The 23,683-nt window shown below is 48.0% G+C and carries 24 protein-coding genes; 19 read left to right on the top strand and 5 right to left on the bottom strand.

Annotated elements, in window-relative coordinates; all coding sequences use genetic code 11:
• Position 1 precedes the first annotated feature (1 nt).
• The 5 genes from NNX04_RS02405 (at position 2) to NNX04_RS02425 (ending at position 4,585) form a co-directional block, all read left to right on the top strand.
• Positions 2-232 carry a histidine kinase dimerization/phospho-acceptor domain-containing protein gene (locus NNX04_RS02405; protein WP_151058030.1) on the top strand — a complete coding sequence of 77 codons (231 nt, stop codon included), beginning with the start codon at positions 2-4 and terminating at the stop codon, positions 230-232.
• Entirely contained in the window at positions 229-1,758 is a 1,530-nt protein-coding gene (locus tag NNX04_RS02410; protein WP_157152516.1) for a sensor histidine kinase, read from the top strand. The genes NNX04_RS02405 and NNX04_RS02410 overlap by 4 nt, the downstream gene beginning before the upstream one ends.
• A 38-nt stretch (positions 1,759-1,796) precedes the next feature.
• The gene (locus NNX04_RS02415; RefSeq protein ID WP_007641700.1) at positions 1,797-2,240 is read left to right on the top strand and encodes a response regulator; all 444 of its coding nucleotides are present in this window, start codon (positions 1,797-1,799) and stop codon (positions 2,238-2,240) included.
• Positions 2,241-2,262: 22 nt separating this feature from the next.
• Positions 2,263-4,191 (top strand): response regulator, encoded by a 1,929-nt coding sequence (locus tag NNX04_RS02420; protein WP_261947377.1) that lies wholly within the window; start codon positions 2,263-2,265, stop codon positions 4,189-4,191.
• A 187-nt stretch (positions 4,192-4,378) separates the two neighbouring features.
• Positions 4,379-4,585, top strand: a complete 207-nt coding sequence (locus NNX04_RS02425; protein ID WP_007641689.1) for a hypothetical protein — start codon at positions 4,379-4,381, stop codon at positions 4,583-4,585.
• Positions 4,586-4,670: 85 nt separating this feature from the next.
• Here NNX04_RS02425 and miaB read toward each other — a convergent pair whose 3' ends face one another.
• The gene (miaB, locus tag NNX04_RS02430) at positions 4,671-6,044 is read right to left on the bottom strand and encodes a tRNA (N6-isopentenyl adenosine(37)-C2)-methylthiotransferase MiaB (RefSeq protein WP_007641688.1); all 1,374 of its coding nucleotides are present in this window, start codon (positions 6,042-6,044) and stop codon (positions 4,671-4,673) included.
• A gap of 210 nt (positions 6,045-6,254) precedes the next feature.
• On the opposite strand from miaB, the gene NNX04_RS02435 reads away from it, so the two are divergent.
• Positions 6,255-6,581 carry a DUF6172 family protein gene (locus tag NNX04_RS02435; RefSeq protein WP_007641687.1) on the top strand — a complete coding sequence of 109 codons (327 nt, stop codon included), beginning with the start codon at positions 6,255-6,257 and terminating at the stop codon, positions 6,579-6,581.
• Between the two features lie 123 nt (positions 6,582-6,704).
• On the opposite strand, the gene NNX04_RS02440 is transcribed toward NNX04_RS02435, so the two are convergent.
• A complete protein-coding gene (locus tag NNX04_RS02440) occupies positions 6,705-8,081 on the bottom strand; it encodes a DEAD/DEAH box helicase (RefSeq protein WP_151058022.1) in 1,377 nt (458 codons plus the stop codon).
• A gap of 217 nt (positions 8,082-8,298) precedes the next feature.
• Here NNX04_RS02440 and NNX04_RS02445 point away from each other — a divergent pair, with 217 nt between their 5' ends.
• The 5 genes from NNX04_RS02445 (at position 8,299) to NNX04_RS02465 (ending at position 14,411) form a co-directional block, all read left to right on the top strand.
• Entirely contained in the window at positions 8,299-8,640 is a 342-nt protein-coding gene (locus NNX04_RS02445; RefSeq protein WP_040392063.1) for a DUF1820 family protein, read from the top strand.
• Positions 8,641-8,695: 55 nt separating this feature from the next.
• Positions 8,696-10,216, top strand: coding sequence for an FGGY family carbohydrate kinase (locus NNX04_RS02450; protein ID WP_261947378.1), 1,521 nt, complete (start codon positions 8,696-8,698; stop codon positions 10,214-10,216).
• A 258-nt stretch (positions 10,217-10,474) separates the two neighbouring features.
• Positions 10,475-10,921 carry a peptidoglycan-binding protein gene (locus tag NNX04_RS02455; RefSeq protein WP_261947379.1) on the top strand — a complete coding sequence of 149 codons (447 nt, stop codon included), beginning with the start codon at positions 10,475-10,477 and terminating at the stop codon, positions 10,919-10,921.
• Between the two features lie 209 nt (positions 10,922-11,130).
• Positions 11,131-13,011 (top strand): ATP-dependent nuclease, encoded by a 1,881-nt coding sequence (locus tag NNX04_RS02460; protein ID WP_261947380.1) that lies wholly within the window; start codon positions 11,131-11,133, stop codon positions 13,009-13,011.
• Positions 13,012-13,013: 2 nt separating this feature from the next.
• Positions 13,014-14,411 (top strand): DUF2130 domain-containing protein, encoded by a 1,398-nt coding sequence (locus tag NNX04_RS02465; protein WP_261947381.1) that lies wholly within the window; start codon positions 13,014-13,016, stop codon positions 14,409-14,411.
• Positions 14,412-14,491: 80 nt separating this feature from the next.
• Here NNX04_RS02465 and NNX04_RS02470 read toward each other — a convergent pair whose 3' ends face one another.
• Positions 14,492-15,190: a hypothetical protein gene (locus NNX04_RS02470; protein ID WP_261947382.1), complete on the bottom strand. Its 699-nt coding sequence runs from the start codon at positions 15,188-15,190 to the stop codon at positions 14,492-14,494.
• 275 nt (positions 15,191-15,465) lie between these two features.
• Between NNX04_RS02470 and NNX04_RS02475 the strand changes: the two genes are divergently transcribed.
• The 8 genes from NNX04_RS02475 (at position 15,466) to NNX04_RS02510 (ending at position 21,662) form a co-directional block, all read left to right on the top strand.
• Positions 15,466-15,951, top strand: a complete 486-nt coding sequence (locus tag NNX04_RS02475) for a VOC family protein (protein WP_261947383.1) — start codon at positions 15,466-15,468, stop codon at positions 15,949-15,951.
• Positions 15,952-16,234: 283 nt separating this feature from the next.
• Positions 16,235-17,044 (top strand): ABC transporter ATP-binding protein, encoded by an 810-nt coding sequence (locus NNX04_RS02480; protein ID WP_261947384.1) that lies wholly within the window; start codon positions 16,235-16,237, stop codon positions 17,042-17,044.
• A complete protein-coding gene (mlaE, locus tag NNX04_RS02485) occupies positions 17,041-17,832 on the top strand; it encodes a lipid asymmetry maintenance ABC transporter permease subunit MlaE (RefSeq protein ID WP_261947385.1) in 792 nt (263 codons plus the stop codon). Before NNX04_RS02480 ends, mlaE begins: the two co-directional genes overlap by 4 nt.
• Positions 17,833-17,834: 2 nt before the next feature.
• Entirely contained in the window at positions 17,835-18,317 is a 483-nt protein-coding gene (gene mlaD / locus NNX04_RS02490; protein WP_007641644.1) for an outer membrane lipid asymmetry maintenance protein MlaD, read from the top strand.
• The gene (locus NNX04_RS02495) at positions 18,310-18,987 is read left to right on the top strand and encodes an MlaC/ttg2D family ABC transporter substrate-binding protein (RefSeq protein ID WP_261947386.1); all 678 of its coding nucleotides are present in this window, start codon (positions 18,310-18,312) and stop codon (positions 18,985-18,987) included. The genes mlaD and NNX04_RS02495 overlap by 8 nt, the downstream gene beginning before the upstream one ends.
• Positions 18,980-19,279: an STAS domain-containing protein gene (locus NNX04_RS02500; protein WP_261947387.1), complete on the top strand. Its 300-nt coding sequence runs from the start codon at positions 18,980-18,982 to the stop codon at positions 19,277-19,279. Before NNX04_RS02495 ends, NNX04_RS02500 begins: the two co-directional genes overlap by 8 nt.
• Positions 19,280-19,360: 81 nt before the next feature.
• Positions 19,361-20,530 (top strand): glycerol-3-phosphate dehydrogenase/oxidase, encoded by a 1,170-nt coding sequence (locus NNX04_RS02505; RefSeq protein WP_151058003.1) that lies wholly within the window; start codon positions 19,361-19,363, stop codon positions 20,528-20,530.
• Positions 20,531-20,645: 115 nt separating this feature from the next.
• Positions 20,646-21,662, top strand: a complete 1,017-nt coding sequence (locus NNX04_RS02510; protein WP_151058001.1) for an aspartate carbamoyltransferase — start codon at positions 20,646-20,648, stop codon at positions 21,660-21,662.
• 19 nt (positions 21,663-21,681) lie between these two features.
• Here the strand turns inward: NNX04_RS02510 and NNX04_RS02515 are convergent, their stop codons facing one another.
• The gene (locus NNX04_RS02515) at positions 21,682-22,974 is read right to left on the bottom strand and encodes a diguanylate cyclase domain-containing protein (protein WP_007641629.1); all 1,293 of its coding nucleotides are present in this window, start codon (positions 22,972-22,974) and stop codon (positions 21,682-21,684) included.
• A gap of 201 nt (positions 22,975-23,175) precedes the next feature.
• A complete protein-coding gene (locus NNX04_RS02520) occupies positions 23,176-23,610 on the bottom strand; it encodes a YchJ family protein (RefSeq protein ID WP_261947388.1) in 435 nt (144 codons plus the stop codon).
• Positions 23,611-23,683: the final 73 nt, after the last annotated feature.

Here is a 23,683-nt window from a genome sequence, read left to right on the forward strand (position 1 = left end):
AATGGATGGTGAAAAAAATCGTTTTGTGCATGATTTACGGAATCCACTAAATACCATTTCGGTCAATGCTGAATTGGGAAAGCTAACTCTGGAGCGCACGGGCGATATACGTAAAGCAATCAGTATATTTGAAACCATTCTGCTGGAATGCCGTCAGTGCAGCCAACTACTGGAAACCCTAAAAGATACCCGCTTCGTCCGCGACGAAAGCCATAGCGAGACGCAAGAATGAGCGAGAGCCCACTTGTGGATGGCCGATCATTTAATCAATTTGTTATCAACAAACTCCCCAGCTCGGTTTGGGTAATGGCGCTTGCTGCGGCCATTACTTTTTTTACGGTCAGTGCCGTTCTTGCTTACCGTTCCATCGATGTCATTACGCAAAACAATATTGGCATTAATAACACCTTGCAGACGATTAATCTCATCAAGGATTTAAATCGCGAACTCATGGCGGCCGAATCCAGTCAGAGAGGGTATCTGCTTACGGAAGACCCTGAATACTTGCACCCTTACCGCCAAACGTTGGCGGTGGTGGATGATTTACTCGATCAGCTCGGTGCTTCAACCGCGCAATTACCAATGCAGAAAAAACGCTTTGAATCCCTGCGTTATTATGTTCGGCATAAAATTGATGATATGCACCGTATTGTTACCTTGACCAATCGCGAGGAAATTCGCGCCGCAATACGACAAGTAAAAACAGATGAAGGGATTGAGCTTATGCGTGCTATTTCCCAGCTGTTAATAGAAATGGAAAGTGAAGAGCGTTTGGTGTTGGAAAAAAATAAAGCACTTGCCGCTGAAAATCGTCAGTTTATTATCATGGCGTTATTACTTGCCAATGCAATTGGTTTGCTTTTGTCGCTAGGTGTTTTTTATTTCTGGTATCGCAATGCGACTTATGTGGCTGAGCTGAATTCTGCGCTCGCGGCAGCCAATGCCGAGTTGGAGGAAAAGGTTGGTGTGCGCACCCAGGCTCTATTGCAATATTCTGAAGAGTTGCAGCGTAGCAATCGTGAGCTGGAAGAATTTGCGTTTGTTGCATCACATGATTTGCAAGAGCCATTGCGAAAAATTCGCGCCTTTGGTGACCGTTTGCAGCAAAAGTTTTCTGCCGAGTTAGGTGAGACGGGTTCGGATTACGTATTGCGTATGCAAGCGGCTTCCGGGCGTATGTCGGCGTTAATTGATGATTTGCTTAGCTTCTCACGGGTAACCACTAAACAGCGGCCATTTGTTGCAGTGGATTTAAATACCGTTATGCACAGTGTGATGGATGACCTGGATTATGCAATTGAGGACAGTGGTGCTCAGGTTCATATAGATCCATTGCCGACCATTGATGCAGACGGTTCCCAGATGGCACAGGTATTTATGAATTTGCTCGGCAATAGTTTGAAATTTCATGCGCCGGGTCATCGCCCAATAGTAACGGTAACCAGTGAAACTAATCTTGTATCGCCGCTGGAGGGTGACAATCGAGCCTGGTGCTGTTTACGTTTTGCTGATCAGGGTATCGGCTTTGAGGCGCAGTATGCCGAGCGAGTGTTTAGTTTGTTTCAGCGTCTGCATGGACGCGAGGAATATTCTGGTACTGGTATCGGTTTGGCATTGTGCCGAAAAATTATTGAGCGTCATGGTGGCACTATTACCGCACAAAGTGAACCCGGTGAAGGTGCGGTGTTTACACTGTTATTGCCTATGACTCAAACATCTATAGAACCCTTGAGGGATTTGCTCGCTGATGCTTCATAGCAACACGTTATGCTATTCCTGCGATTAAGGATATGACTATGAGTATTCCCAAAAAAACATTAATTATTTTAATGGCCGATGACGATGCTGATGATCGTTTATTGGCGCAAGAAGCCATGCACGAAAGCCGCGTGCTCAATGAATTGTATTTTGTTGAGGATGGTGTGCAGCTTTTACGTTATCTGCGCGGTGATGGTGAGTTTTCCGATCGTCAGGCTTACCCCATGCCCGGGTTGATTCTTCTGGATTTAAATATGCCCAAAATGGACGGGCGTGAAGCACTCGCACACATTAAAGCCGATCCTCGTTTGCGCCGTATTCCTGTTGTTATTTTAACAACATCCAAAGCAGAGGAAGATATGGTGAAGGGATATGACCTAGGCGCTGCCTCTTATATCACCAAGCCAGTAACATTTGATGCCTTGGTAGATCTGATGCGCACTTTGGGAAAATATTGGGTTGAATTTGTAGAGTTGCCATGATTGGCGAAGCAGTGAGGATGGGATGCAGAATATAAGGTTATTAATTATTGACGATGACGAAGATGATTTTATTCTCGTCAAAGATTTATTAACCGATATTAGCCAAAGCTGCATATTGGATTGGGCCCCAACTTATGAGATGGGGCAGCGATTGCTGCAGGAAGACAAACACGATTTGTGTTTGATGGATTATAAACTCGGCGCACGCGATGGCATCGAGTTATTAAAGTTTGCGCATGAAGTTGGTTTTTCCGGCCCAGTTATTCTTTTAACGGGTATGCATCAAGTTGAAGTGGATCGGCAAGCTTTGCAAGCTGGTGCGGTGGATTATTTAGTGAAATCCACGCTCAGTGCAGAGCAACTTGCGCGCGCCATTCGCTATGCGCTGGCACGACGGGATGTGGAGCGCGAGCGAGTAGAACGCTTGAAAGCGGAATCAGAGAATCGCTCCAAAAGTGAATTCCTTGCGCACCTTAGTCATGAGTTGCGCACCCCTTTATCGGCTATTTTAGGTTTTACCGAGCTGCTGCTCAATAAAACGACTGATTCCGAGAATGCAGGGCATTTACGCATTGTGCATCGCAATGGCAAACATTTGCTCGGCTTACTCAACGATATTCTGGATCTCTCCAAAATTGAAGCGGGAAAATTGGAATTGGAAAAGCAGCCGGTTTCGTTCGCGGCTTTTTTGACTGATATTTATTTTTTAATGCAGGGTGCCGCCGCCGATAAAAATTTGCAGCTGCGCATAGAAGCTCCGCAACCATTGCCGCTTACCATTAATACCGACCCTATGCGCTTGCGACAGATTTTATTAAACCTGATGGGCAATGCCATAAAATTTACGCATCAAGGCGAGGTGGTGCTCACTATCGATTGGGTTGATCAAACCCGGAAAGACAAAATCCGTTTTTCTGTGAAAGATTCCGGTATCGGCATTTGCGAAGAAACTCTCAAGGTAATCTTTGAGCCTTTTGTGCAATCCAAAAATGCGCAGGTGCATCCACGAGCGGGCACAGGTTTAGGGCTCACTATCAGCAAGCAATTAGTTGAGCGCCTGGGCGGAAATATTCAGGTAAGCAGTGTGGTAGGAGAGGGTAGCGAGTTTAGTTTTACCCTCGCTATAGACGAATCTGACTGCACGGAAACTGCCATTTTATCGTTAAACATTGCAGCGGCGACGGAACACAATGTGGAAATTCCCCGTTTTACCGGGCGGGTTTTGGTTGCTGATGACCTGCGCGATATTCGCACGTTAATCGGCCATTTTGTACAGTTAACCGGTGCAGAAGTTGTTTATGCCACTGATGGTGCCAACGCCGTGCGCATTATCAACGCTGATAAATTATTGGGTAAACATTTTGATTTGGTATTGATGGATATTCATATGCCCGTTATGGATGGTCATCAAGCTGCGCAGCAATTGCGCAGTGAAGGATTCACTCTGCCACTGGTTGCTTTGACTGCCGCGCACATGAAAGGCGATATGGATCATTGTTTTGAGTCGGGGTTTACCGCTTATCTGGGTAAGCCGCTTGATCAGGCCCGGCTTTATAATTGTTTGGCAAGATTTTTAACCCCTTCCACTTCGGCATTAACCACCTCATCTCCTGCTAAATCTATTTTAGTTGTGGAAGATGATGCAGATACTTTGGCGGCGATGACCGGCCTGTTGACTTTGTTAGGCTGGCAGGTATTTTGCGCGCAATGCGCCGCCGCCGCATTGGAAGAGTTGGATAAACACAAGCTGCATACTGCACTAATCGATTTGAATTTACCGGATATGAGTGGCTATTTATGCGCAGCGAAAATCCGCGAGCGCAACCCAGAGGTGCGCCTCATAGTTGCTAGTGGTGAAACATTAGATCCGCGGCGTGCGGCAGATGCAGGCATTGCTGCGAGCTTATTAAAACCCGTATCGCTCGCACAACTTGAAGCAATATTGGATTGAATGCTTTTTGTATCCCTATTTTTGTACTCATCGCTTACTTGTTGTAAAAATTGCAAAAAATAATCTGCATTATTAACTATCCTGTTCTTTTATTTGCTTGAAACTCCCGTCTGTAGCGGGTTTGGGGGAGTTGGCACGCAATACGCAAAGAATTTCATGTCATTAAAACAACGTATAGGGAGTTTTTATGAATTTACTTCAACGTGTATTTATCATCGCTTTATTAGCTTTGCCCTTGGCGGCCTGTGATTCCAGCGATGGCCCTGCAGAAAAATTGGGTGAGGATGTTGATAAAGCGCTTGATGAAACCCGCGATAAATTGGATGACGCGGCAGATGAAATCAAGGATGGTGTTGAGGATGCTTGTGAAGAGGCATCCGACAAGAACTGCTAGTGCAAACTGGCAGTCTTGGCAAACAAAACCCCGTGCTGGCAGTACCAGCACGGGGTTTTTCTTGATGGGTTTAAAACAATAGTAATTATTTGACCCAGTCTGCATCCAATTCCGAGCTGAGCAGGGTGCCGCGCAGGGAGTTGGTCAAGGCTTCTTCAATCAATATGTCAGCAAATTTTCCAATCAAGTCGGCATTGTCGCTGCGGAAATTAACGACGCGGTTGTTCTCGGTGCGGCCGCACAATTGGCCTGGATCTTTGCGTGAATAACCGGTAATTAAGATGCGCTCGGTATTGCCCACCATGCGACGGCTGATTGCCATTGCTTGTTGAATCAACCGATCCTGCAAAATTGCCAAACGCTGTTTTTTCACTTCTTCCGGTGTGTCATCGGGCAAATCTGCCGCGGGTGTGCCGGGGCGTGGGCTGTAGATGAAGCTGTAGGAAGTATCAAAATCCATATCGTGGATCAGCTTCATGGTCGCTTCAAAATCGGCCTCGGTTTCGCCGGGGAAGCCAATAATAAAATCGGAAGAGAAGCTGATGTTCGGGCGATTCTTTTTAATGCGGCGCAATTTGGATTTGTATTCCAGTGCGGTATGGCCGCGTTTCATTGCCATCAAAATACGATCTGAACCGCTTTGCACTGGCAAATGCAAATGGCTGACCAACTCGGGCACCTGGTTGTACACCTCAATCAGCGCATCGGTAAATTCAACCGGGTGCGAGGTGGTGAAACGAATGCGGTCAATGCCATCAATCGCCGCTACATAGGTGATCAATTCCGCCAAATCGATAAAAGTGCCATCGGCGGTCGCGCCGCGATAAGCATTCACGTTTTGGCCGAGCAAGTTCACTTCACGCACACCTTGTTTGGCCAAATGGAGAATCTCTGCCATCACATCGGCCACTGGGCGGCTCACTTCTTCGCCACGGGTATAGGGCACCACGCAGAAAGTACAATACTTGGAGCAGCCTTCCATAATCGATACAAACGCGCTCACGCCATCGGCATCCGGTTGGGGAAGGCGGTCAAATTTTTCGATTTCCGGAAAGCTGACATCCACCACCACTACGCCATTTTCGCGTTTGGTTTCCATCATTTCCGGCAGGCGATGCAGGGTTTGCGGGCCAAAAATCAGGTCCACATAGGGCGCGCGTTTGGCAATGGCTTCACCTTCCTGGCTAGCCACACAGCCGCCCACACCAATCACCAGATCGGGGTTTTTCTTCTTCAGTTTTTTCCAGCGGCCCAATTCGTGGAACAGGCGTTCCTGGGCTTTTTCGCGGATTGAGCAGGTATTAATCAGGATTACGTCGGCATCTTCCGGGTCTTCGGTCGGTACCATATTGTGCGATTCACCCAACAAATCCTTCATGCGCGAAGAATCATACTCATTCATCTGGCAGCCATGGGTTTTGATATAGAGCTTTTTGATCGGCATTTCGGTGGTCGACATCTAACTACTACCTGGTTAAAAAAGAATGGTTGGCGCAAAAGTGTTGATTAAAAAACACGCAGAAAAAGGAGGCGCGCATTATAGCCATCTTGGGCGCTAAAGCCTACACAAATGCCCCTTGGCAATGGCGCCCGTGTTACCATGCGCGCCACTTTACTGCCGCGCACATTCTTCTTTATATACATTCTCTTCTTTATCTACAGGTAAGCCATGAAAAAGACGTTCAAACTCCAGGTCGAAGGCAAGCATCCCGATCGTTTATTGGAGGCCATCAAACACGAAGTGCGCAAATACGTGAAACGTGAGCGCCGCAAAACCCTGCCAGCGGGTGTGGATTTCTGGGCGTTTGATTGCAAATTCGGTGTGACTGCCGAGCAGGCAGAAGTGGTGCGGTTAGGCGAAATCACTAAAAAGATGGATGAAGTTGCCAGCGCCGGTGGCGACAGTTTTTATGTGGAGATTATTGCTGCTCACGGTGTTCGCAAAGCGCGTGATGAGTTTGATGAGCTGGATGACGACGAAGACTTGAACGACTAGTTCCCAACTAATCGCCCGAAAAACAAAAGCCGCCCCCGAGTGATCGAGGGCGGCTTTTTATTGGACTCAGCTTTAAACAACTGCACCTTTTGTCATACCCGCGAACGCGGGTATTCATTTGTGTTACTTCTTTTTAGGGCGGGTAGATGAGCCTAACTTGCTCGCCGGACGCGCATCTTTACTGCCTTTGCGCACCGGTTTTTTGGCAGCGGTATGGCCGCTGGCACCGGATTTGCCCGGTTTGGCAAAGGCCGATTTTTTCGGATCACCCGCGCGCGATTTTGCTCCCAGTTTAAGGCCGCTTGGCTTGGTTGCCAGTTTCAACAATCCGCTTTTGGGTTTGGTGACGGTTTTAACCACTTGCTCGGTTACATCAAAACCTTTGATTTTTTCGCGTTTGATTTTGGTACCAATCACTTCTTCGATCAGCGAAATCTTGTGTTCTTCCGCCGGAGTGACCAACGAAATCGCCACACCTTTTTTACCCGCGCGACCGGTGCGGCCTACGCGGTGCACATAGTCTTCGGTGAAGAAGGGCAAATCTAGGTTGACTACAAAGTCCAGCCCTTGAATGTCCAACCCGCGCGCGGCGACTTCGGTGGCTACTAATACTTGCAGCTTATCTTCCTTAAATTCCTGCAGGGCACGGCGCCGTGAGCCTTGGGTTTTTTCGCTGTGAATCACCGCAGCGTCTACTTTGTCTTCTTTTAATGCCTTGTAAAGGTTCTCTGCCTCGTCGCGGGTGCTGCTGAATACCATCACCTGATGCCAGTTTTGCTCGCGCAACAAATGGATAAACAGCTCGTATTTGCGGTCGCTATCCACCGGATACAGCACGTGATCGACGGTTTCTGCCACCGAGTTACGCTTGGAAATGGAAATCAGAGTAGGGCGATTCATTGCCTGTTTGGCGAGGTTAGTTACCAAGGGCGAGCTAGTGGCGGAGAAAAACATCGTTTGATGTTTGCGCACAATGCTGGTGAGAATCGTGTGCATATCGTTCACAAAACCCATATCCATCATGCGGTCAGCTTCGTCCAGCACCACAAATTCGGTTTTAGCCAAATTGATATTGCCCAGCTCCACATGTTCTTTCAGCCGGCCCGGTGTGGCGACCAGAATATCCACACCCGCGCGCAGTTTGGTGCTTTGGCCGGTGAGCTTTACACCGCCGTAAACGGTGGCGATTTTATAGGGCGTGAACTGCGCAAATTGTTGCATCGCGGTGGCGATCTGCTCCACCAGCTCGCGGGTGGGCGCCAGAATCAGTGTGCGCACAAAACCGGCTTCGGTATGTTTGGGTTTTTCCAGCATTTGCTGCAGTACGGGCAAGCTGTAGGCGGCGGTTTTACCGGTGCCGGTTTGTGCGGTAGCGAGTAAATCAATACCGCGGCGGGCGGCGGGAATCGCCTCCTGCTGAATGGGGGTAAGGGTTTTAAACCCGATGACTTTAATCGCGTGCAGGAGTTCTTGGGCAAGGCCGAGCGAAGCAAAATTCATAAATAATCGACTGAAAAGGGAAAAAATGGCGCGCAGTATACCGGTTAATGGGGCGCTTTAGTGGATTGCCCTCCGTTATCGGCTACTTTTTGTGCAGTTGGGGCGTGAATCGCCAGGAAGGTGTGTTATTCTTCGCGCCCCTCGCGATGGGGTAAAGCCGACCGCGATGGTGTGTTTTGGTCGCGTTCTGAGTGAGCGCATTGCAGCAGAGAGAGTTATGGCAGTTAAACCCGTTTATAAAGTGATATTCCTCAACCAGGCCCAGGTCTACGAGGTGTTTTGCTCGGCGATTTACCAAAGTGAAATGTACGGCTTTATCGAAATCGAAGAATTTGTGTTTGGTGAACGCAGCGGCCTGTTAATTGACCCGGCCGAAGAAAAGCTCAAAACCGAATTTGCGGGCGTAAAGCGCTCTTATATTCCCATGCATTCGATCGTGCGTATCGATGAAGTGGAAAAAGAAGGCCCTGCAAAAATCACCGAAGTCAAAGGTGGCAGCGATAAAATCGCTCAGTTCCCCTACAGCGGTTTTATGCCCGGTCCTCAATCCGGCGAATAAACGGTAAATTCTCGCTACACTTGCTCGATGACACCACTATTATCGAGCAAGCATTATGCCCCCGGTTTCCTCTCCCGTTTTTAGCAACAACCTGCACCTCGCCATCGATCAAGGCGGTCAAAGCACACGCGTCGCCATTTATACCAGCAGCGGCCAACAGATTTGTATTTATTCCGCACCCTGCGCAACACGCACTTACCAACCCGAAAATTCTGCCTATCCCTTTATCGAACAAGATGGCGCTGAGATTCTTGCGGGCATACGCACTTGCTTGCAAAAAATCCAGCAACAACTCGGTGCCGATGTGCAGCATATTATCAGCGCCGGATTTGCGGGGCAGGGTTCATCGCTCTTATGTTGGAACAACCAAACCGGTGAAACCTTAACACCGGTGTTGAGCTGGCAGGATATTCGCGGCGAACCCTACTTAAACGATATTTCACTGACACACCAACAAACTCAACAACTGACGGGTTTGCGTTTGTCACCGCATTACGGCGCCACAAAAATGCGCTGGTGTTTGGAACACAATGAAAAAGTCGCCCAAGCACAAAAAGATAATTGCCTCAGCATTGGCCCCATCGTCAGTTATATTTTTTGGCATTTGTTGGATAACTCTTCAGCAATACATAAACAATCCCTTGTCGATCCCGGTCACGCCCAGCGCACACTGTTATGGAATTTGCAGCGCAATGAATGGGATCAATCGCTGTTGGAACTTTTTAAAAGCCCACGCGATGTTTTACCACATTGCCAACACCACAATAGCCACTTTGGTAATTTGCAATTGGGCGATTACACAATTCCCTTCACCGCGAGCGCCCGCGATCAAGGTGCGTCATTGTTTGCGCGTGGTTTGCCGGAGCCCGATGCCTGCTACATCAATATCGGCACCGGCGCATTTATCCAGCGTCTGAGTGAAAATTTGCATGCGCCAGAAGGGTTATTAGTCAGTCCCCTATGGTTGCCTAAAAATGGGTTGCCTGAAAATGAATTGCCAGAAAATCCGGCAGCAAAAAAATATTACGCCTGGGAGGCAACCGTAAATGGTGCAGCGGCGGCGATCAGTTTTATCCAGCAGCACGCCGGGTTAACCATTACCCCACAAAAAATTGACAGCGCACTTGAATTAAATCCCGCCGGTGATTGTTATTTCCTTAACGCCGTCGGTGGCCTAAGTGCGCCTTATTGGCGAACCGATTTGCAATCGCGCTTTAGCGACAATTTATCCGCAGCAGAAAAAATTCTTGCGTGGATCGAATCCGTTATTTTCCAGATTGTTATCAACGTGCAATTGATGAATCGGTCAGGCGCTACCCAAAAAATAATTATCAGTGGCGGCTTCAGCAAAGCCGATACCGTCTGCCAAAAAATTGCAGACCTCACTAACGCAACAGTTCACCGCAGTGATAACCCCGATGCAACCGTACAAGGTATCGCCTGCATGGCTGCTGGGTTACCACAAACTTGGAAGCCTGCTTTGCAGGAAGATGTATTTACCCCGCAGCAAAACCCGGTATTGCAACAACGCTTCGCAAACTGGCAGAACAAGATGAATGAGTGGCTACAGAATTAACCGTAGGGGCGCCACTTGCTGTGCCCAGGTTTTTCCATATTCGGCAAATTCGGTGTGTATTCGGTAAATCGGGCGCGGCACATCCTTAGTGTTACCAATCCGCACATTTCATCTTGTGTAATGTGCTGTAATATTTTGGGCGCTATAAGTCACATAGTCTTTGTGGCTTCGGTCACAGGAGTGACCACAGCAGTATCAGTAGGGCAGGGATTGCACTATGGAATTTTGGATAAATCCTAACTTAGCGGCTGTGGAATTATGGATATTAATAAAGCACTACTTATTTGCCTGCTCTTAATCCCCTCGCTCGTTTCTGCCCACGGCGGCAGAACAGATAAATTCGGCTGCCATAACGACAGAAAAAACGGCGGCTACCATTGCCACAATAGTGGCTCAGTTCCAAGGCCTCAAAGTATTAACACGTCCGATAAAGTAAAGCGTACAACTTCAGCAAAGCCTCAATCGTTAACAGTACAGCCTGCTAGCTCTCAAGTAAGAGAGGCTAATCTTGCTGCTCATAAAGACTTGGTTCGAAAAACCCAATTAGCGCTAAATCAACTTGGTTATTCAGCGGGTGAGCCTGATGGTGTTTTGGGAAAACAGACTGTTAAAGCGATAAAGCATTTTCAGGTTGATAGTGATATGGCTGTGGATGGTAAACCGAGTTATTTGTTGTTGGATATTTTGTTGGGGAAGGTGAGGTGAGTTGTGGTTCTGTATTCACAACGAAAATTAGTTTTTACTCTGTGTCAATTATCTGATGGCGTAAAAGTAGTTCAATCGCAGATTGAAATAAATGCAAAAGCAGGAAGGTTTTGATTTGAGTTAGAAATAATCAATCACTAACACGCAGATGGCGTGTGGCAGCACTTTGCAATTTAATTGACAATAAGCTCACAGAGCAGAAACTAGAGATGAAAATCAAATCCGTTCGCATAAAGAATTTTCGCACACTCAAAGATGTATCGATTCCATTTGACTCCGTTACAACCTTTATTGGACCTAACGGTGCAGGTAAATCAACGGTGCTTCGTGCGTTAGATTGGTTCTTCAATGGCAAGTCCAGTTCACTCACTGATAAAGATTGCTCATTTGGTGCGACCGATGAATATATCGAGGTTCAGGTCACATTTGCTGAGCTTACTGAGAAGGATCGCGAGGCACTTGGCAAATACGCACCGCAAAATGTGGCTACCTTCACTGCATGGAGGCGCTGCTCTCCTGAGGGGGCCGATGTGCTCTCCGCAAATGCTAAGGGTTTCCCCGAGTTTAATGTAATTAAAGCGGCGGGCGGCGCCACCGCGAAGAAAGATTTATATGCTGAACTTCGACGCAACAGGCCAGAATTGGAACTCCCAGCGGCTAATACTGGTGCAGCAGTTGAACAGGCGATGACCGCATGGGAAGCATCACACACAGATGTACTGATTGATGCTCCCGAAGCTTTGCAGACAAATTTTTTTGGTTTTAACAGCGGCGGCAAGATGAGTGGTCTGTTCGACTTTGTATTAGTCACTGCCGATCTTCGTGCGAGCGAAGAGTCGATTGATGGAAAATCGAGCATCATTGCCAGAATTCTAGAGCGATCAATCGATCGTACTGCGGCGGACGAACAAATCGCACAGATTGTTGAAGAGGCACGGTTGAAGCAACAAGCGGTCTACACCGATAAGTTCAAAATGCAACTTGATGATATGACCTCACAGCTGAATAATGTTATTAGCTCTTACGCACCTGGTCGCGCGGTCACGGTTTCCCCAGCGGAAGTAGAGCTTAAAGCTCCTCGAACTACATTCGAAGTGGCGGTGCTTGATGGTGCAACTGAGACAGCCGTAGAACGACAAGGTCATGGTTTTCAACGTACAATCTTAATATCAGCCCTTCAGCTTTTGGCGCAATCTGGTTCTGCATCTGCAGAGGGTGTAATTTGTTTGGCAATCGAAGAGCCTGAACTTTTTCAGCATCCCATCCAAGCGCAAGCATTTGCAAAAGTACTTCGATCGCTCACGGAAGATGCTGATAAACGTATTCAAGTGACTTATGCAACTCATAGTCCTTACTTTATTGAAGCTCGAAACTTTCATCAAGTCAGACGTTTAACAAGGTCATCAGATGAAACTCCTGTGGTTTCCGTTCATTACGCAACTATTGCTGATGTGAAGGCCAAGTTGCACGGCATTGTGGAGGCTGATGTGGTCGATCGTAGACTTGACCACAACGTAGCCGACCAACTCTCCATAGCACTTTTTGCAAATCGAGCATTCCTGGTGGAGGGAGCGACCGAAATGTCTTTGTTTTATGGTATTGGTGATAGAACTGCATCAGGCTTACTAGAGACGGCTGGTCTTTCGATTGTTCCTGTAGGATCTAAGACATCCCTCCCTCTTGCGCATGCAATTTTGACATCGATTGGAGTTCCGGTTTACACGCTCTTTGATGCGGATGGCGGATTTGAGGCGCGCGCTCGTGCCAAGAACAAAAATCAACAAGATATTGATCGTGAACGCAATAACCATGCAATAGAAAATCGCAAGCTAATGCGCTATTTTGCGTTGCAGGAAGAAGACTTTCCCGCTGCCAATGTGTTTGATCAGGTAGCAATATTTCAAGATCATCTTGAAGCATTTATGCAGGCAAACTGGACGGAATGGATTGCAGCTTGCCAAGCAGTCGAAACTGTTGCAGGTATTAGCCTTACGAAGAATCAACTCGCATATCGGACGGCAACTCTCCAAGCTCAAGGAGATGTGCCAGAAATGCTTTTAAATATATTGAACAAGGCTGAAGGTAAATAACCATGCATGAAATCATCTGCCCGCACTGCAACAAAGCATTCAAAATTGACGAGGCGGGCTATGCAGATATTCTGAAACAAGTCCACGACAGCGAGTTTGAGCGGCAGTTACACGAAAGACTTGAGTTGGCAGAGCAGGATAAGCGGAATGCTGTTGAAATTGCGACCACCAAGGCCACTAACGAGCTGGAGAAAATCGCCGCAGCCAAGGATGCTGAAATCCAAAGGTTGAATGCTCAACTTGATGCCGGAGTGGTTGCTCAGAAGCTTGCAGTGACAGAAGCATTAAATGAGCTAGAAAGAGAACGAGACAAGCTCGCGAATGAACTCAAGCAAACGAAACTTGAAGAGCAGTCCGCCATCAAGCTTGCCGAAGCGCGGCTCACGAATGAAATGCAGAAAATCGCCGCTGCAAAAGATGCTGAGATTCAGGAATTAAAAACTAAGTTCGGTACGCTCGAAGTTACGCAGAAACTTGCTATTACTGAGGCGGTAAATGTAGTTGAGAAGCAGCGTGACGAACTCAAGAACAACCTTGAGCGAGTGCAGCTTGAGAAGCAGCTTGCAGAAAGCTCTCTCAAGGATAAGTATGAAACACAAATTAAGGATCGTGATGAGGCGATCGAGCGTTTACGTGATATGAAAGCTCGTTTATCAACCAAGATGGTTGGTGAAACCCTTGAGCAGCACTGTGAAACTGAGTTCAATCGTATTAGAGCTACTGCATTTCCTAAGGCATATTTTGAGAAGGACAACGACGCCCGAGGTGGTAGTAAGGGTGATTTTATCTTTCGAGACTTAGATGACGCCGGTACTGAGATTGTTTCGATTATGTTTGAGATGAAAAACGAGAATGACGAAACAGCCACCAAGAAGAAAAATGAAGACTTCCTTAAAGAGCTTGATAAAGACCGGAATGAAAAAAAATGCGAATACGCAATCCTCGTTTCACTTCTAGAGCCTGAAAGTGAACTATACAATTCCGGTATTGTTGATGTCTCTCATCGTTTTCAGAAGATGTATGTCGTTCGACCCCAGTTCTTCATTCCAATTGTTACGCTACTCCGAAATGCTGCACAAAACTCCCTGAAATTCAAAACAGAACTTGCATTAGTAAAAGCGCAGAATATCGATATTACAAACTTCGAGAATGAACTCGATGAGTTCAAAACAGGTTTTGCTAGGAATTACGAGTTAGCATCCAAGAAGTTTAAAACCGCTATAGATGAAATCGACAAAACTATCGATCACCTACAGAAAACTAAGGAAGCATTGCTTGGTTCTGAAAACAATCTCCGTCTTGCTAATAACAAGGCCGATGATTTAACCGTTAAGAAGTTGACGAGGGGCAATCCTACTATGGCCTCAAAGTTTGCTGAGCTTAAGAATGATTCTGATTGATTCGAAATTGGCCTTTTATTTTATCTGGTAAACGGGCGCAGCAAGCGGCGCCCCTACAACTCAAAGGAATGCAATCGTGCTTAGGTTTTAAGTTTGATTGGACGGCGCGCGAAAAAAATAAAGCTCATTCCGGCTAGTAATAACCCAAGTGGAATGGGTTCCGCTACGGATACTTTTTCTATAGTCAATTGACTCTCATAATTTGCAAAGTGAACGTCTGTGTTTAATATCCATTCCATCTGTTGTCGTCTGTAAACCCAATTGTCCCAATAATACATAAAATTAGCGATGCCATTTCCAACGCCGGAGCCATCCGGGTTCCAACTAATAAAACCTCCCGTGGAGAATGAGCCGCCGCTTGCAGTTCCATTTGTCAGAGGTCCGCTTTCAATAAGGTCAAAAGTCAGGCTCCAGTAAGAGAATAGGGGACCTTCAGGTATTAACTCAAATCGGCTTTTAGTGATTAGTGGAGATGTGAAAATATTAGATGTGCTGATACTTTTTATAACATCATTGAAAACAGACGGCGCTGTTTCTGGGTTTGAAGATTCAATATCTGGAATGATAATCTTTATTTTGAAGTTGATCGTCTGGTCTATAAAGAAGTCCCCGTAAGAGGCGTAATCGTCATCGCCAATTCGCAACTCCTCGCTCTGCCACATGAGGTCATTGCTATCATAATTAATCACTAAATAAGCAAGCGCATTGGAACCCCATAGAGCGAAAATAATAAAAACAAGAGGTTTGTAAAATACGGAATAAAACCGTGGTGCTTTCATAACCGACTCCTTATCGTGATTGATGGATGACGCATACAGATAATACCTGTGCCCCAAAGTAGCAGCCTCTGAAGCAATTTAGTAGTGTTTATAAGTTCATAGTGGTTCAATTAAATATGTTTGGCGCGCAACTCAATAGTTAACCGTTTTTTTGATTTATTTGGCGTTTTTCTCTTATCTGGTAAATTGGGGGCAGTAAGTGTTGCCTCTAGAAAAATTAGCGTTGCTATGGGGTTGCGGTGGTGGGTATTAAAATTTCATAAAGGAGAATAGTTATGAGTAATCACGCAAAAAATAGAATTTGTCTTTGGTATGTTGATGATGCTGAGGCGGCGGCGCAATTTTACGCGGAAACATTTCCTAACTCGTCGGTGGGTTCTGTATTTCGCGCGCCAGGTGATTATCCGTCGGGGAAGCAGGGTGATGTGTTGACGGTGGAGTTTACCGTCATGGGGATTCCCTGCCTTGGACTTAATGGTGGTGATACTTTCACGCACAGTGAAGCATTTTCGTTTCAAGTCTCCACAGTTGATCAGGCAGAAACTGATCGTTATTGGCATGCAATTGTCGATAATGGTGGCGCGGAGAGTGAGTGCGGATGGTGTAAGGATAAGTGGGGTTTGTCCTGGCAGATTACACCGGTAGCCTTGATGCAGGCCATTGTGAATCCTGATCCTGCTGCGGCGAAACGTGCTTTTGATGCGATGATGACAATGAAAAAAATAGACATCGCCACTATTGAGGCTGCGTTGCGTGGGTAACGTGTAGGCGCGCCGCTTGCCGTGCCCTGGTTAAAATAAGGCGCATCTGGGTGTCGAAAGAGGCGCCCTTATGTACCGATCCAGGTAATAGATTGCTTGCTTATCAGAGTGCGTATTTTAATTCCCTTCCAGTTGATCCATATCAGAATCCTCACTTGTAATTTCCCTTACGAAGGTAACACTTAGGTTAGTGTCTTTTTATCTTAAAAAGACGCGCCTACAGTGTTTTGGTTTATTTGATATTTCGCAGTGTGACCTTTGCAAGAGGGATGAAATAACTGGCATGAATTATCAATCGGCGATGGTGGAATTGGAGCAGGTCTCGTTTGGCTATGGCTCGCGCAAGATCTTGCATAACATCAGTTTACGCATTCCGCGTGGCAAGGTGGTGGCCATTATGGGCGGGAGTGGCTGCGGCAAAACAACTATTTTGCGCTTGATTGGCGGGCAGGTGAAACCAACTTCCGGGCGAGTGTTGGTGGATAACCAATCGGTGGAGGAATTAAATGCGCAAAAGTTATTTTTGTTGCGCCGCAAAATGGGCATGTTGTTTCAAATGGGTGCGCTATTTACCGATCAAACTGTGTTTGAAAATGTTGCCTTTCAAATGCGCGAGCATACCGATCTGCCTGAGGATTTAATTCGCAACCTGGTGCTAATGAAATTACACGCGGTGGGTTTGCGTGGCGCACATCATTTAATGCCGTCCGAACTGTCGGGCGGTATGGCGCGGCGCGTAGCTTTAGCGCGCTGCATTGCACTGGACCCGGAATTAATTCTTTACGATGAACCTTTTGCAGGGCTAGACCCAATTTCACTTGGTGTTATCGGGCAGTTAATTCGCCGCTTTAATGATGCGCTGGGTGCAACCTCGATTGTGGTGACTCACGATATTAAAGAGTCGCTCAAAATAGTGGATTACGTTTATATGATCGCCGACGGTACGGTTATCGCCGAAGGTACTCCTGCTGATATTCAAATGTCCGATCATCCTTTCCTCGCACAATTCGTCAACGGTAAAGCCGATGGGCCGGTGCCATTTCATTACCCTGCGCCGGATTATGCCAGCCACTTACTGGGAGCTGAGCGATGAAATCTATTTTGCAGGGCGTTGAGTTCATTGGGCGGCAGGTGACAGATCGGTTGATATTGCTCGGCGCTATTTGTCGGTTTTTAATTTCTATTTTATTGATGTCTGCCATGTGTTTGCGCCGCCCCTGGTTGGTGGTGCGCGAAGTTTATTTTATTGGTGTGCTCTCGCTGTTAATTATTGTGGTGTCCGGTTTATTTGTGGGGTTGGTGCTGGGCTTGCAAATGTACGACACGCTGGAGCGTTTTGGTTCCGGTGATGGTGTGGGCATGGTGGTAGCCTTAGCACTGGTGCGTGAATTGGGGCCGGTATTATCGGCATTGCTATTTTCAAGTCGCGCGGGTTCTGCGGTAACAGCAGAAATCGGTTTGATGAAAGCGACTGAGCAATTAAATGCGTTGGAGATGATGGCGATTCAACCACTGGCGCGAGTAATTGCACCGCGCTTTTGGGCGGGCGTTATTTCGCTGCCATTACTCAATGTCATTTTTTGTGCGCTCGGAATTTTTGGCGGCTATTTAGTGGCGGTGCAATTGCTGGGTGTGGATGCAGGAACCTTTTGGTCGCAAATGCAAAACGCGGTGGATTTTCGTCAGGATGTTGTTAACGGCATTATTAAAAGCGTGATTTTTGCGGTGGCAGTAAGTTTGATCGCGGTATACGAAGGTTATTCTGCGGTGGCGACTGCCGAAGGGGTTTCGCGGGCGACAACACGTACAGTGGTGGTTTCAGCGTTAGTGGTGTTGGCATTGGATTTTGTGCTGACGGCTTTTATGTTCAGAGGGTTTTGATAATGAATCGCACACTGGTTGATTTGTGGGTTGGTTTTTTTGTCGCGCTGGGAATGGCGGCAGTGGTTTTTTTAGCGCTGAAGGTTGCAAACCAATCCAGCTTTCGCGCCGCACCGAGTTATGAGGTGCATGCCTACTTTACCAATATTGGTGGGCTAAAAATGCGTTCGCCAGTTAAAAGCGCTGGAGTAGTGGTAGGGCGGGTTACTGATATTCAGCTGGATACCTCCAATTACCAAGCCAAAGTCAGTATGGCGCTTGATAACCGCTATGAATTTAGTGTGGATTCTTCGGCGAGTATTATTACTTCCGGTTTGCTGGGCGAGCAGTATGTCGGCTTGGATGTAGGCGCGGAAGAGGACATGCTCAAGGCTGGTGACACTATTGAGTTCACTTCTTCTGCGCTGTTGCTGGAAAAATTAATCGGTGAATTTGGCTTGAACAAAGCTACGAGCACTTCCGCAGAGGAAACGAATCATGAATAACCTGCTAACACCATTATTTTTTTCGCGTTCATTCAGGGCGATTTTTTGTACCTTGTTTTTGTTTTCACTATCATTGGCTGTTCGTGCCGATACGGCGGGTAACCAAAAAGCAGATCCGGCTGGGGTAATGCAGGTTGCGATTGAAAATGTATTAACCCAGTTAAAAAAACATGAGGCGCTTTATCAAACTGACCCGGAACAATTGCGCAGTATTGTGGCTGAGTCTGCATTACCTAACCTGGCGATTAAACGTATGGCGCAACTCGCGTTGGCAAAACACTGGCGTAGTGCCAGTGCGCAGCAGCGGGAAATTTACTTGCGCGAATTTCAGCGCTATTTAATTCGTAGCTACACCAAAACCTTGTACCTGTACCGCAATACCAAACCGGAAATGCTCGGTCGTGATAATAAAAACAGCAGTCAGAGTGAAACCAAAACCACCCTTAAAGTGCGGGTAAATAACGAGCGCGGTGAGGCGGTAATTTTATTTTTGCGGTTGGAGCTGCAAGATGATAAGTGGAAAATTGTGGACATCAATGTGGAGGGTATTAGTTTGGTGGTTACTGCCCGCGGGGTGTTCGATGAGGAAATCAATCGCACTAATTTGGATGCTTTTTTAAAAAACCTGACTGAACAAAACGACAAAGCGGCAGCGGCTAAAAATGAGTGAATTAATACTGAGTGAGCATGTGCTTTATGTGCGCGGCGAGGTGAGTTTTAAAACGGTGACTCACTTGCGGGAGCAATTGCAGCGCACCCTTCACACCAGTGTGCAATCCAATATACGCACTCTGGATTGCAGCGGTGTAACCAAGGTGGATTCTTCCATCGCCTCACTCTTGTTGGCGGCATTGAGTTTGACCAAGGCTGCCGGTACGAAGCTTTCCATTGCCCAGCTGCCCCTGGCGGCGAGTAAGTTGCTTGGGCTTTATGACCTGGATGGTGTTATTCAGCACCATTAATCGCATTTCCAGCGCACAGCTGTCGATCATTCTTACAAGTCTGTCTATACTCTGGCTGATTTTTCTCCCGGACGAAATTCAATGAAATACGACATTGTCGTTGTAGGCGCAGGTATTCAGGGCGCCGGTGTCGCTCAGGCGGCAGCGGCAGCGGGTTATTCGGTATTGGTCGTCGAGCAAACTGCGCCGGCGGCGGGTACATCCTCCAAATCTTCCAAGCTGATTCACGGCGGGCTGCGTTACCTGGAGACAGCCCAGTTCGGTTTGGTGCGCGAGAGCTTACGCGAGCGAGCGCTGCTATTACGGCTTGCCCCCGAATTGGTAAAACTGCGCCCCTTGCACATTCCCGTTTATGAGAATTCAACTCGCTCATCGCTGACAATTCGGGCGGGGCTGAGCCTTTACGCTGGTTTGGCGGGGTTTGATAAAAACAGCTTGTTTCGTCAATTGTCCCGCTCGGAATGGGATCAGTTGAGCGGGTTAAAGCAGCAGGGGTTGAAAGCTGTGTTCCGTTATCACGAAGCGCAAACCGATGATGCGGCACTGACGCGTTCGGTATTGCAGTCGGCCATTTTGTTGGGAGCAGATATGCTCATGCCTGCGCGCTTTGTGGGCGCAGAGCGCAATGGTCAATGTTGCAAGGTAGATATCCAAACCGAATCCGGCCAACAGTCGATCAGCTGTCGCGTATTGGTCAATTGCGCTGGCCCTTGGGCGACGGAGGTATTGGCCAAGATTAAACCGGCGATAAATCATCCCCAGGTCGAGCTAGTGCAGGGCAGTCATTTGCTATTGCCGCCGCTGCTTGCGCAGTATTTCTATCTGGAGGCTCCAGCCGATAAACGCGCGGTGTTTGTTTTGCCGTGGGAGGGGCAGTTAATGGTCGGCACCACCGAAAAGCTGCACCAAGGGCGCCCGGAAACCGCGTTTTGTAGCGATGAAGAAAAGGCTTATTTGCTCGCGACCTTGCGTCACTATTTCCCGGAATTGCCAGTGGAGGATAGTCAGGTCGATACCTTTGCTGGCTTGCGAGTGCTGCCCAAGAGTGACAAGGCGGCATTTGGTCGTTCGCGCGATGTGATTTTCTCGGTGGATAACGAACACCAGCCTAGAGTGCTCTCGGTAATGGGCGGCAAGTTAACCACTTATCGCGCTACGGCCGAGGCGGCATTGGAGCGCATGATGCCATCGCTGCCTACTAAAGAGCGGCGTGCCGATACGCGCCTGGTCTCGCTGATTCCGGTGCACTAGGTTTTTTTATCATTAGCCGTTGGTATCGCGCTTTGCTGTCGTTAAAATGGCGACCGTTTTTGTCCCCCTTTGGTTTTGCCTCTTTGGTCAGCGGTCTCACCGCTAAGGACTTCTTGTGAATTTTACCGGCGCGCATATTCTCTCTATCAAACAATTTGAACGCGCTGATATCCAGCGCATCTTCGACGTGGCCGACGCCATGGAGCCCTACGCCCTGCGTCGCAAGGTAACGCGGGTATTGGAAGGGGCGATTTTGGGCAACATGTTTTTTGAACCCAGCACCCGCACCCGGGTGAGTTTTGGTTCGGCGTTTAATTTGCTGGGCGGCAATGTACGCGAAACTACTGGTTTTGAAAGCTCATCGCTCACCAAGGGCGAATCCCTGTTTGATACCGCCCGCGTACTGTCCGGTTACAGCGATGTGATTTGTATGCGTCACCCGCAAGCAGGTTCGGTCGCAGAATTTGCCGAAGGCAGTCGAGTACCGGTACTGAATGGCGGCGATGGTGCCAACGAACACCCGACCCAAGCGCTGCTGGATTTGTACACCATTCGCAAAGAGTTGCGGGCTAACGGGCGCAGTATTGATGGCTTGCGCATTGCGATGATCGGCGATTTAAAACATGGTCGCACAGTGCATTCTCTGTGTAAGTTGCTGTGCTTGTTTCAAAACATTAGCGTGTGTTTGGTGTCACCCAAAGAGTTGGCAATGCCGGACTATATCGTTGAGGAGTTGCGCAGTGCAGGGCACAAGGTGACGATTACGGATGACTTGGCATCCAGCATCGGCAATATCGATATCGCTTATTCAACACGTATCCAGGAAGAGCGTTTCGCCAGTAAAGAAGAGGCCGATTTGTATCGCGGTCGGTTCCGTTTGAATCAATCCATCTATACCCAATACTGCGAACCGAATACGGTGATCATGCACCCGCTGCCGCGAGATTCACGGGCAGACGCCAATGAGCTGGATAATGATTTGAATGCAAACCCCAACCTGGCCATTTTCCGCCAGGCGGACAATGGCGTGTTGGTGCGCATGGCGCTGTTTGCGCTGGTGTTGGATGTGGCCGATCAGGTGGATAAATATTCACGCGAGGTAAATTGGTACAACTCGCTGCGCAGCAATTAATGCGGTGAATGGCTGCTCATCAGTGCGCGTCGTTAAGCAGTTTGACAATGTTGTTGAGCAGCGTGGGCGCACTGAGGCTCTTATCAAAAAAATGGTTGATATTGAGTGTTTGCCCAAGTGTTTTGATTTTGTCGTCGGTTTGTTCGCTCACAAGCGCTAACAGGCTGTTGGCTGTTTTTGGGGTACGTGCGAGCCAGTTGCACAGTTCGGCACCGGCTTGGGTATCTACAATGCCACTACCTAACAATATTAAGTCCGGATGTAACTCAATCGCTAACTCCAGGCATTCACGCTGTGTTTCGGCGGTGAGCAAATTAAAGTGCGCTTGCAAGCAGCCGCTGAAATGACGCAGTAACTCCTGATCTGTATCCGCCAGCAAAATAGTTTTGTGGGTGGCTACTTCCTCCACCCAACTGCGATTGCGCCCCGCGCGTTTGGCTTTATACAGAGCGCGGTCGGCATTTTTAATCAGTTCTTCCAAATCATGGCCGGTGGTGCGCAGGCAAGTTGCACCGCCAATGCTGGCGGTTACATAGCTGTCGGTGGGTGATACATCGTGGCGTATTTGCAACTGCGCCAAGGCTTCACCGATAGATTGGGATACGCGCATTGCACCCTTCGCATCGGTTTCCGGCAGTAGTACTACAAACTCTTCGCCGCCATAGCGGCCCAAAATATCCCCACTGCGGTGCAGGCAACTTTTAATCGCCTGGCTGACTTTTTTCAGGCAGGCATCACCCGCCGGGTGACCGTAGTGATCGTTAAATAATTTGAAGTGGTCCACGTCGATCATCAACGCACTAATGGGTTGTTGATGGCGTTTAGCCAGCGACCACTGTTGCTGTGCCAAATCATTAAAGGTGCGACGGTTATATATTTGCGTGAGGCTGTCGAGCTGGCTCAGTGCCTCCAATTCCACGTTGAGCTGATTCAGCTGGTCGCGCATTTCGGCGATACGCTCCATCGCGCGGATTTTTGCTTTGATAATCATGAAGCTGACCGGCTTGATCAGATAGTCATCGCCACCGGCTTCTATGCCCTCGCGGTAATTTTCGTCCTCATTCAGGCCGGTTACAAAAATGATGGGTATCCAGTGGCCCGCAAGCCACTCGCGGATGAGGCGTGTCGTTTCAAAGCCATTCAGGCCTGGCATTTCCACATCCATAATGATCATATCGACCGGGGTATTTTCGAGCAGCTGCAGCGCTTCTTCGCCACTGCGTGCAATCAAGGGTTCATGACCCGCTTCGAGAATATAATTGCGCATGGCATGGCGCAGGGTTGCACTGTCTTCGACCAGCAAAATTTTCATAGAGTGAGAGAGTTAGAGTCTTGGCAAATGGCACACCGGAGAGTGTAGCCGCTAATAGCGCAATGGATATTATGATTTTGGCGCTATTTTAAGCATTAGTGAGTGATGAGGTGATCAGCTAATGCGATCAGTGGCGGATTTTTGTGCGCTTCGCCGGTTGCATCACATTTCTTTATTATTTGTGTCGGAAATTTGACTCTGTCACGGCTCCACATGATCAACATAAAACCACTTACCCAAGTGCTTTTTAAATAATGAAGTTTCATGGTGCTGATGCAGTTGCCCTTGTTGGCGAAAAATCGCCACAAATTCAACGATGCCGGAATCATCAGACTCGGCTCCTGCGTGGGTGTTGCGTATTTGTAGACCCAACCAGTCGCAGCTTTCAGCCCAGGCGCGAATGTCGCTCTTGCTGGAGCGCAAACGCTGTTCCGGGCTCCAGGTGTCCCACAGGTAATCGACGGCGACAAGGCTGTGCGCGGTATAGCGCGAGCGCATTAAGCTTTCAGCGGTGGGGGGCAGGCGGATGCCTTCGATAAAATCCAGACAACAGGCTTGCAGTGATTGCTGGCTACCGCACGGGCAGGGGGTGTTGCTATCGGTATTGCGATTGATGGGTGGTGTTTTTGGTGGCATTTTGCGACCCTTTTCGGTATTTTGTGCGCCTATTTTCGCTGGCTTCCGGCCCTTATGCAAAGCGCTTGTTCTT

The sequence above is a fragment of the Cellvibrio sp. QJXJ genome (assembly GCF_024452345.1).
Taxonomy (GTDB): Bacteria; Pseudomonadota; Gammaproteobacteria; order Pseudomonadales; family Cellvibrionaceae; genus Cellvibrio.

What these genes read in the sequence shown, in the direction of transcription:
- NNX04_RS02410 (WP_157152516.1), top strand. Translation starts at nt 229, where the DNA reads ATGAGCGAGAGCCCACTTGTGGATGGCCGATCATTTAATCAATTTGTT.
- NNX04_RS02445 (WP_040392063.1), top strand. Translation starts at nt 8,299, where the DNA reads ATGGCAGTTAAACCCGTTTATAAAGTGATATTCCTCAACCAGGCCCAG.
- mlaE (WP_261947385.1), top strand. Translation starts at nt 17,041, where the DNA reads ATGAAATCTATTTTGCAGGGCGTTGAGTTCATTGGGCGGCAGGTGACA.
- NNX04_RS02435 (WP_007641687.1), top strand. Translation starts at nt 6,255, where the DNA reads ATGAAAAAGACGTTCAAACTCCAGGTCGAAGGCAAGCATCCCGATCGT.
- NNX04_RS02425 (WP_007641689.1), top strand. Translation starts at nt 4,379, where the DNA reads ATGAATTTACTTCAACGTGTATTTATCATCGCTTTATTAGCTTTGCCC.
- NNX04_RS02450 (WP_261947378.1), top strand. Translation starts at nt 8,696, where the DNA reads ATGCCCCCGGTTTCCTCTCCCGTTTTTAGCAACAACCTGCACCTCGCC.
- NNX04_RS02515 (WP_007641629.1), bottom strand. Translation starts at nt 22,974, where the DNA reads ATGAAAATTTTGCTGGTCGAAGACAGTGCAACCCTGCGCCATGCCATG.
- miaB (WP_007641688.1), bottom strand. Translation starts at nt 6,044, where the DNA reads ATGTCGACCACCGAAATGCCGATCAAAAAGCTCTATATCAAAACCCAT.
- mlaD (WP_007641644.1), top strand. Translation starts at nt 17,835, where the DNA reads ATGAATCGCACACTGGTTGATTTGTGGGTTGGTTTTTTTGTCGCGCTG.
- NNX04_RS02470 (WP_261947382.1), bottom strand. Translation starts at nt 15,190, where the DNA reads ATGAAAGCACCACGGTTTTATTCCGTATTTTACAAACCTCTTGTTTTT.
- NNX04_RS02460 (WP_261947380.1), top strand. Translation starts at nt 11,131, where the DNA reads ATGAAAATCAAATCCGTTCGCATAAAGAATTTTCGCACACTCAAAGAT.
- NNX04_RS02420 (WP_261947377.1), top strand. Translation starts at nt 2,263, where the DNA reads ATGCAGAATATAAGGTTATTAATTATTGACGATGACGAAGATGATTTT.
- NNX04_RS02480 (WP_261947384.1), top strand. Translation starts at nt 16,235, where the DNA reads ATGAATTATCAATCGGCGATGGTGGAATTGGAGCAGGTCTCGTTTGGC.
- NNX04_RS02520 (WP_261947388.1), bottom strand. Translation starts at nt 23,610, where the DNA reads ATGCCACCAAAAACACCACCCATCAATCGCAATACCGATAGCAACACC.
- NNX04_RS02505 (WP_151058003.1), top strand. Translation starts at nt 19,361, where the DNA reads ATGAAATACGACATTGTCGTTGTAGGCGCAGGTATTCAGGGCGCCGGT.
- NNX04_RS02405 (WP_151058030.1), top strand. Translation starts at nt 2, where the DNA reads ATGGATGGTGAAAAAAATCGTTTTGTGCATGATTTACGGAATCCACTA.
- NNX04_RS02475 (WP_261947383.1), top strand. Translation starts at nt 15,466, where the DNA reads ATGAGTAATCACGCAAAAAATAGAATTTGTCTTTGGTATGTTGATGAT.
- NNX04_RS02455 (WP_261947379.1), top strand. Translation starts at nt 10,475, where the DNA reads ATGGATATTAATAAAGCACTACTTATTTGCCTGCTCTTAATCCCCTCG.
- NNX04_RS02465 (WP_261947381.1), top strand. Translation starts at nt 13,014, where the DNA reads ATGCATGAAATCATCTGCCCGCACTGCAACAAAGCATTCAAAATTGAC.
- NNX04_RS02500 (WP_261947387.1), top strand. Translation starts at nt 18,980, where the DNA reads ATGAGTGAATTAATACTGAGTGAGCATGTGCTTTATGTGCGCGGCGAG.
- NNX04_RS02495 (WP_261947386.1), top strand. Translation starts at nt 18,310, where the DNA reads ATGAATAACCTGCTAACACCATTATTTTTTTCGCGTTCATTCAGGGCG.
- NNX04_RS02440 (WP_151058022.1), bottom strand. Translation starts at nt 8,081, where the DNA reads ATGAATTTTGCTTCGCTCGGCCTTGCCCAAGAACTCCTGCACGCGATT.
- NNX04_RS02415 (WP_007641700.1), top strand. Translation starts at nt 1,797, where the DNA reads ATGAGTATTCCCAAAAAAACATTAATTATTTTAATGGCCGATGACGAT.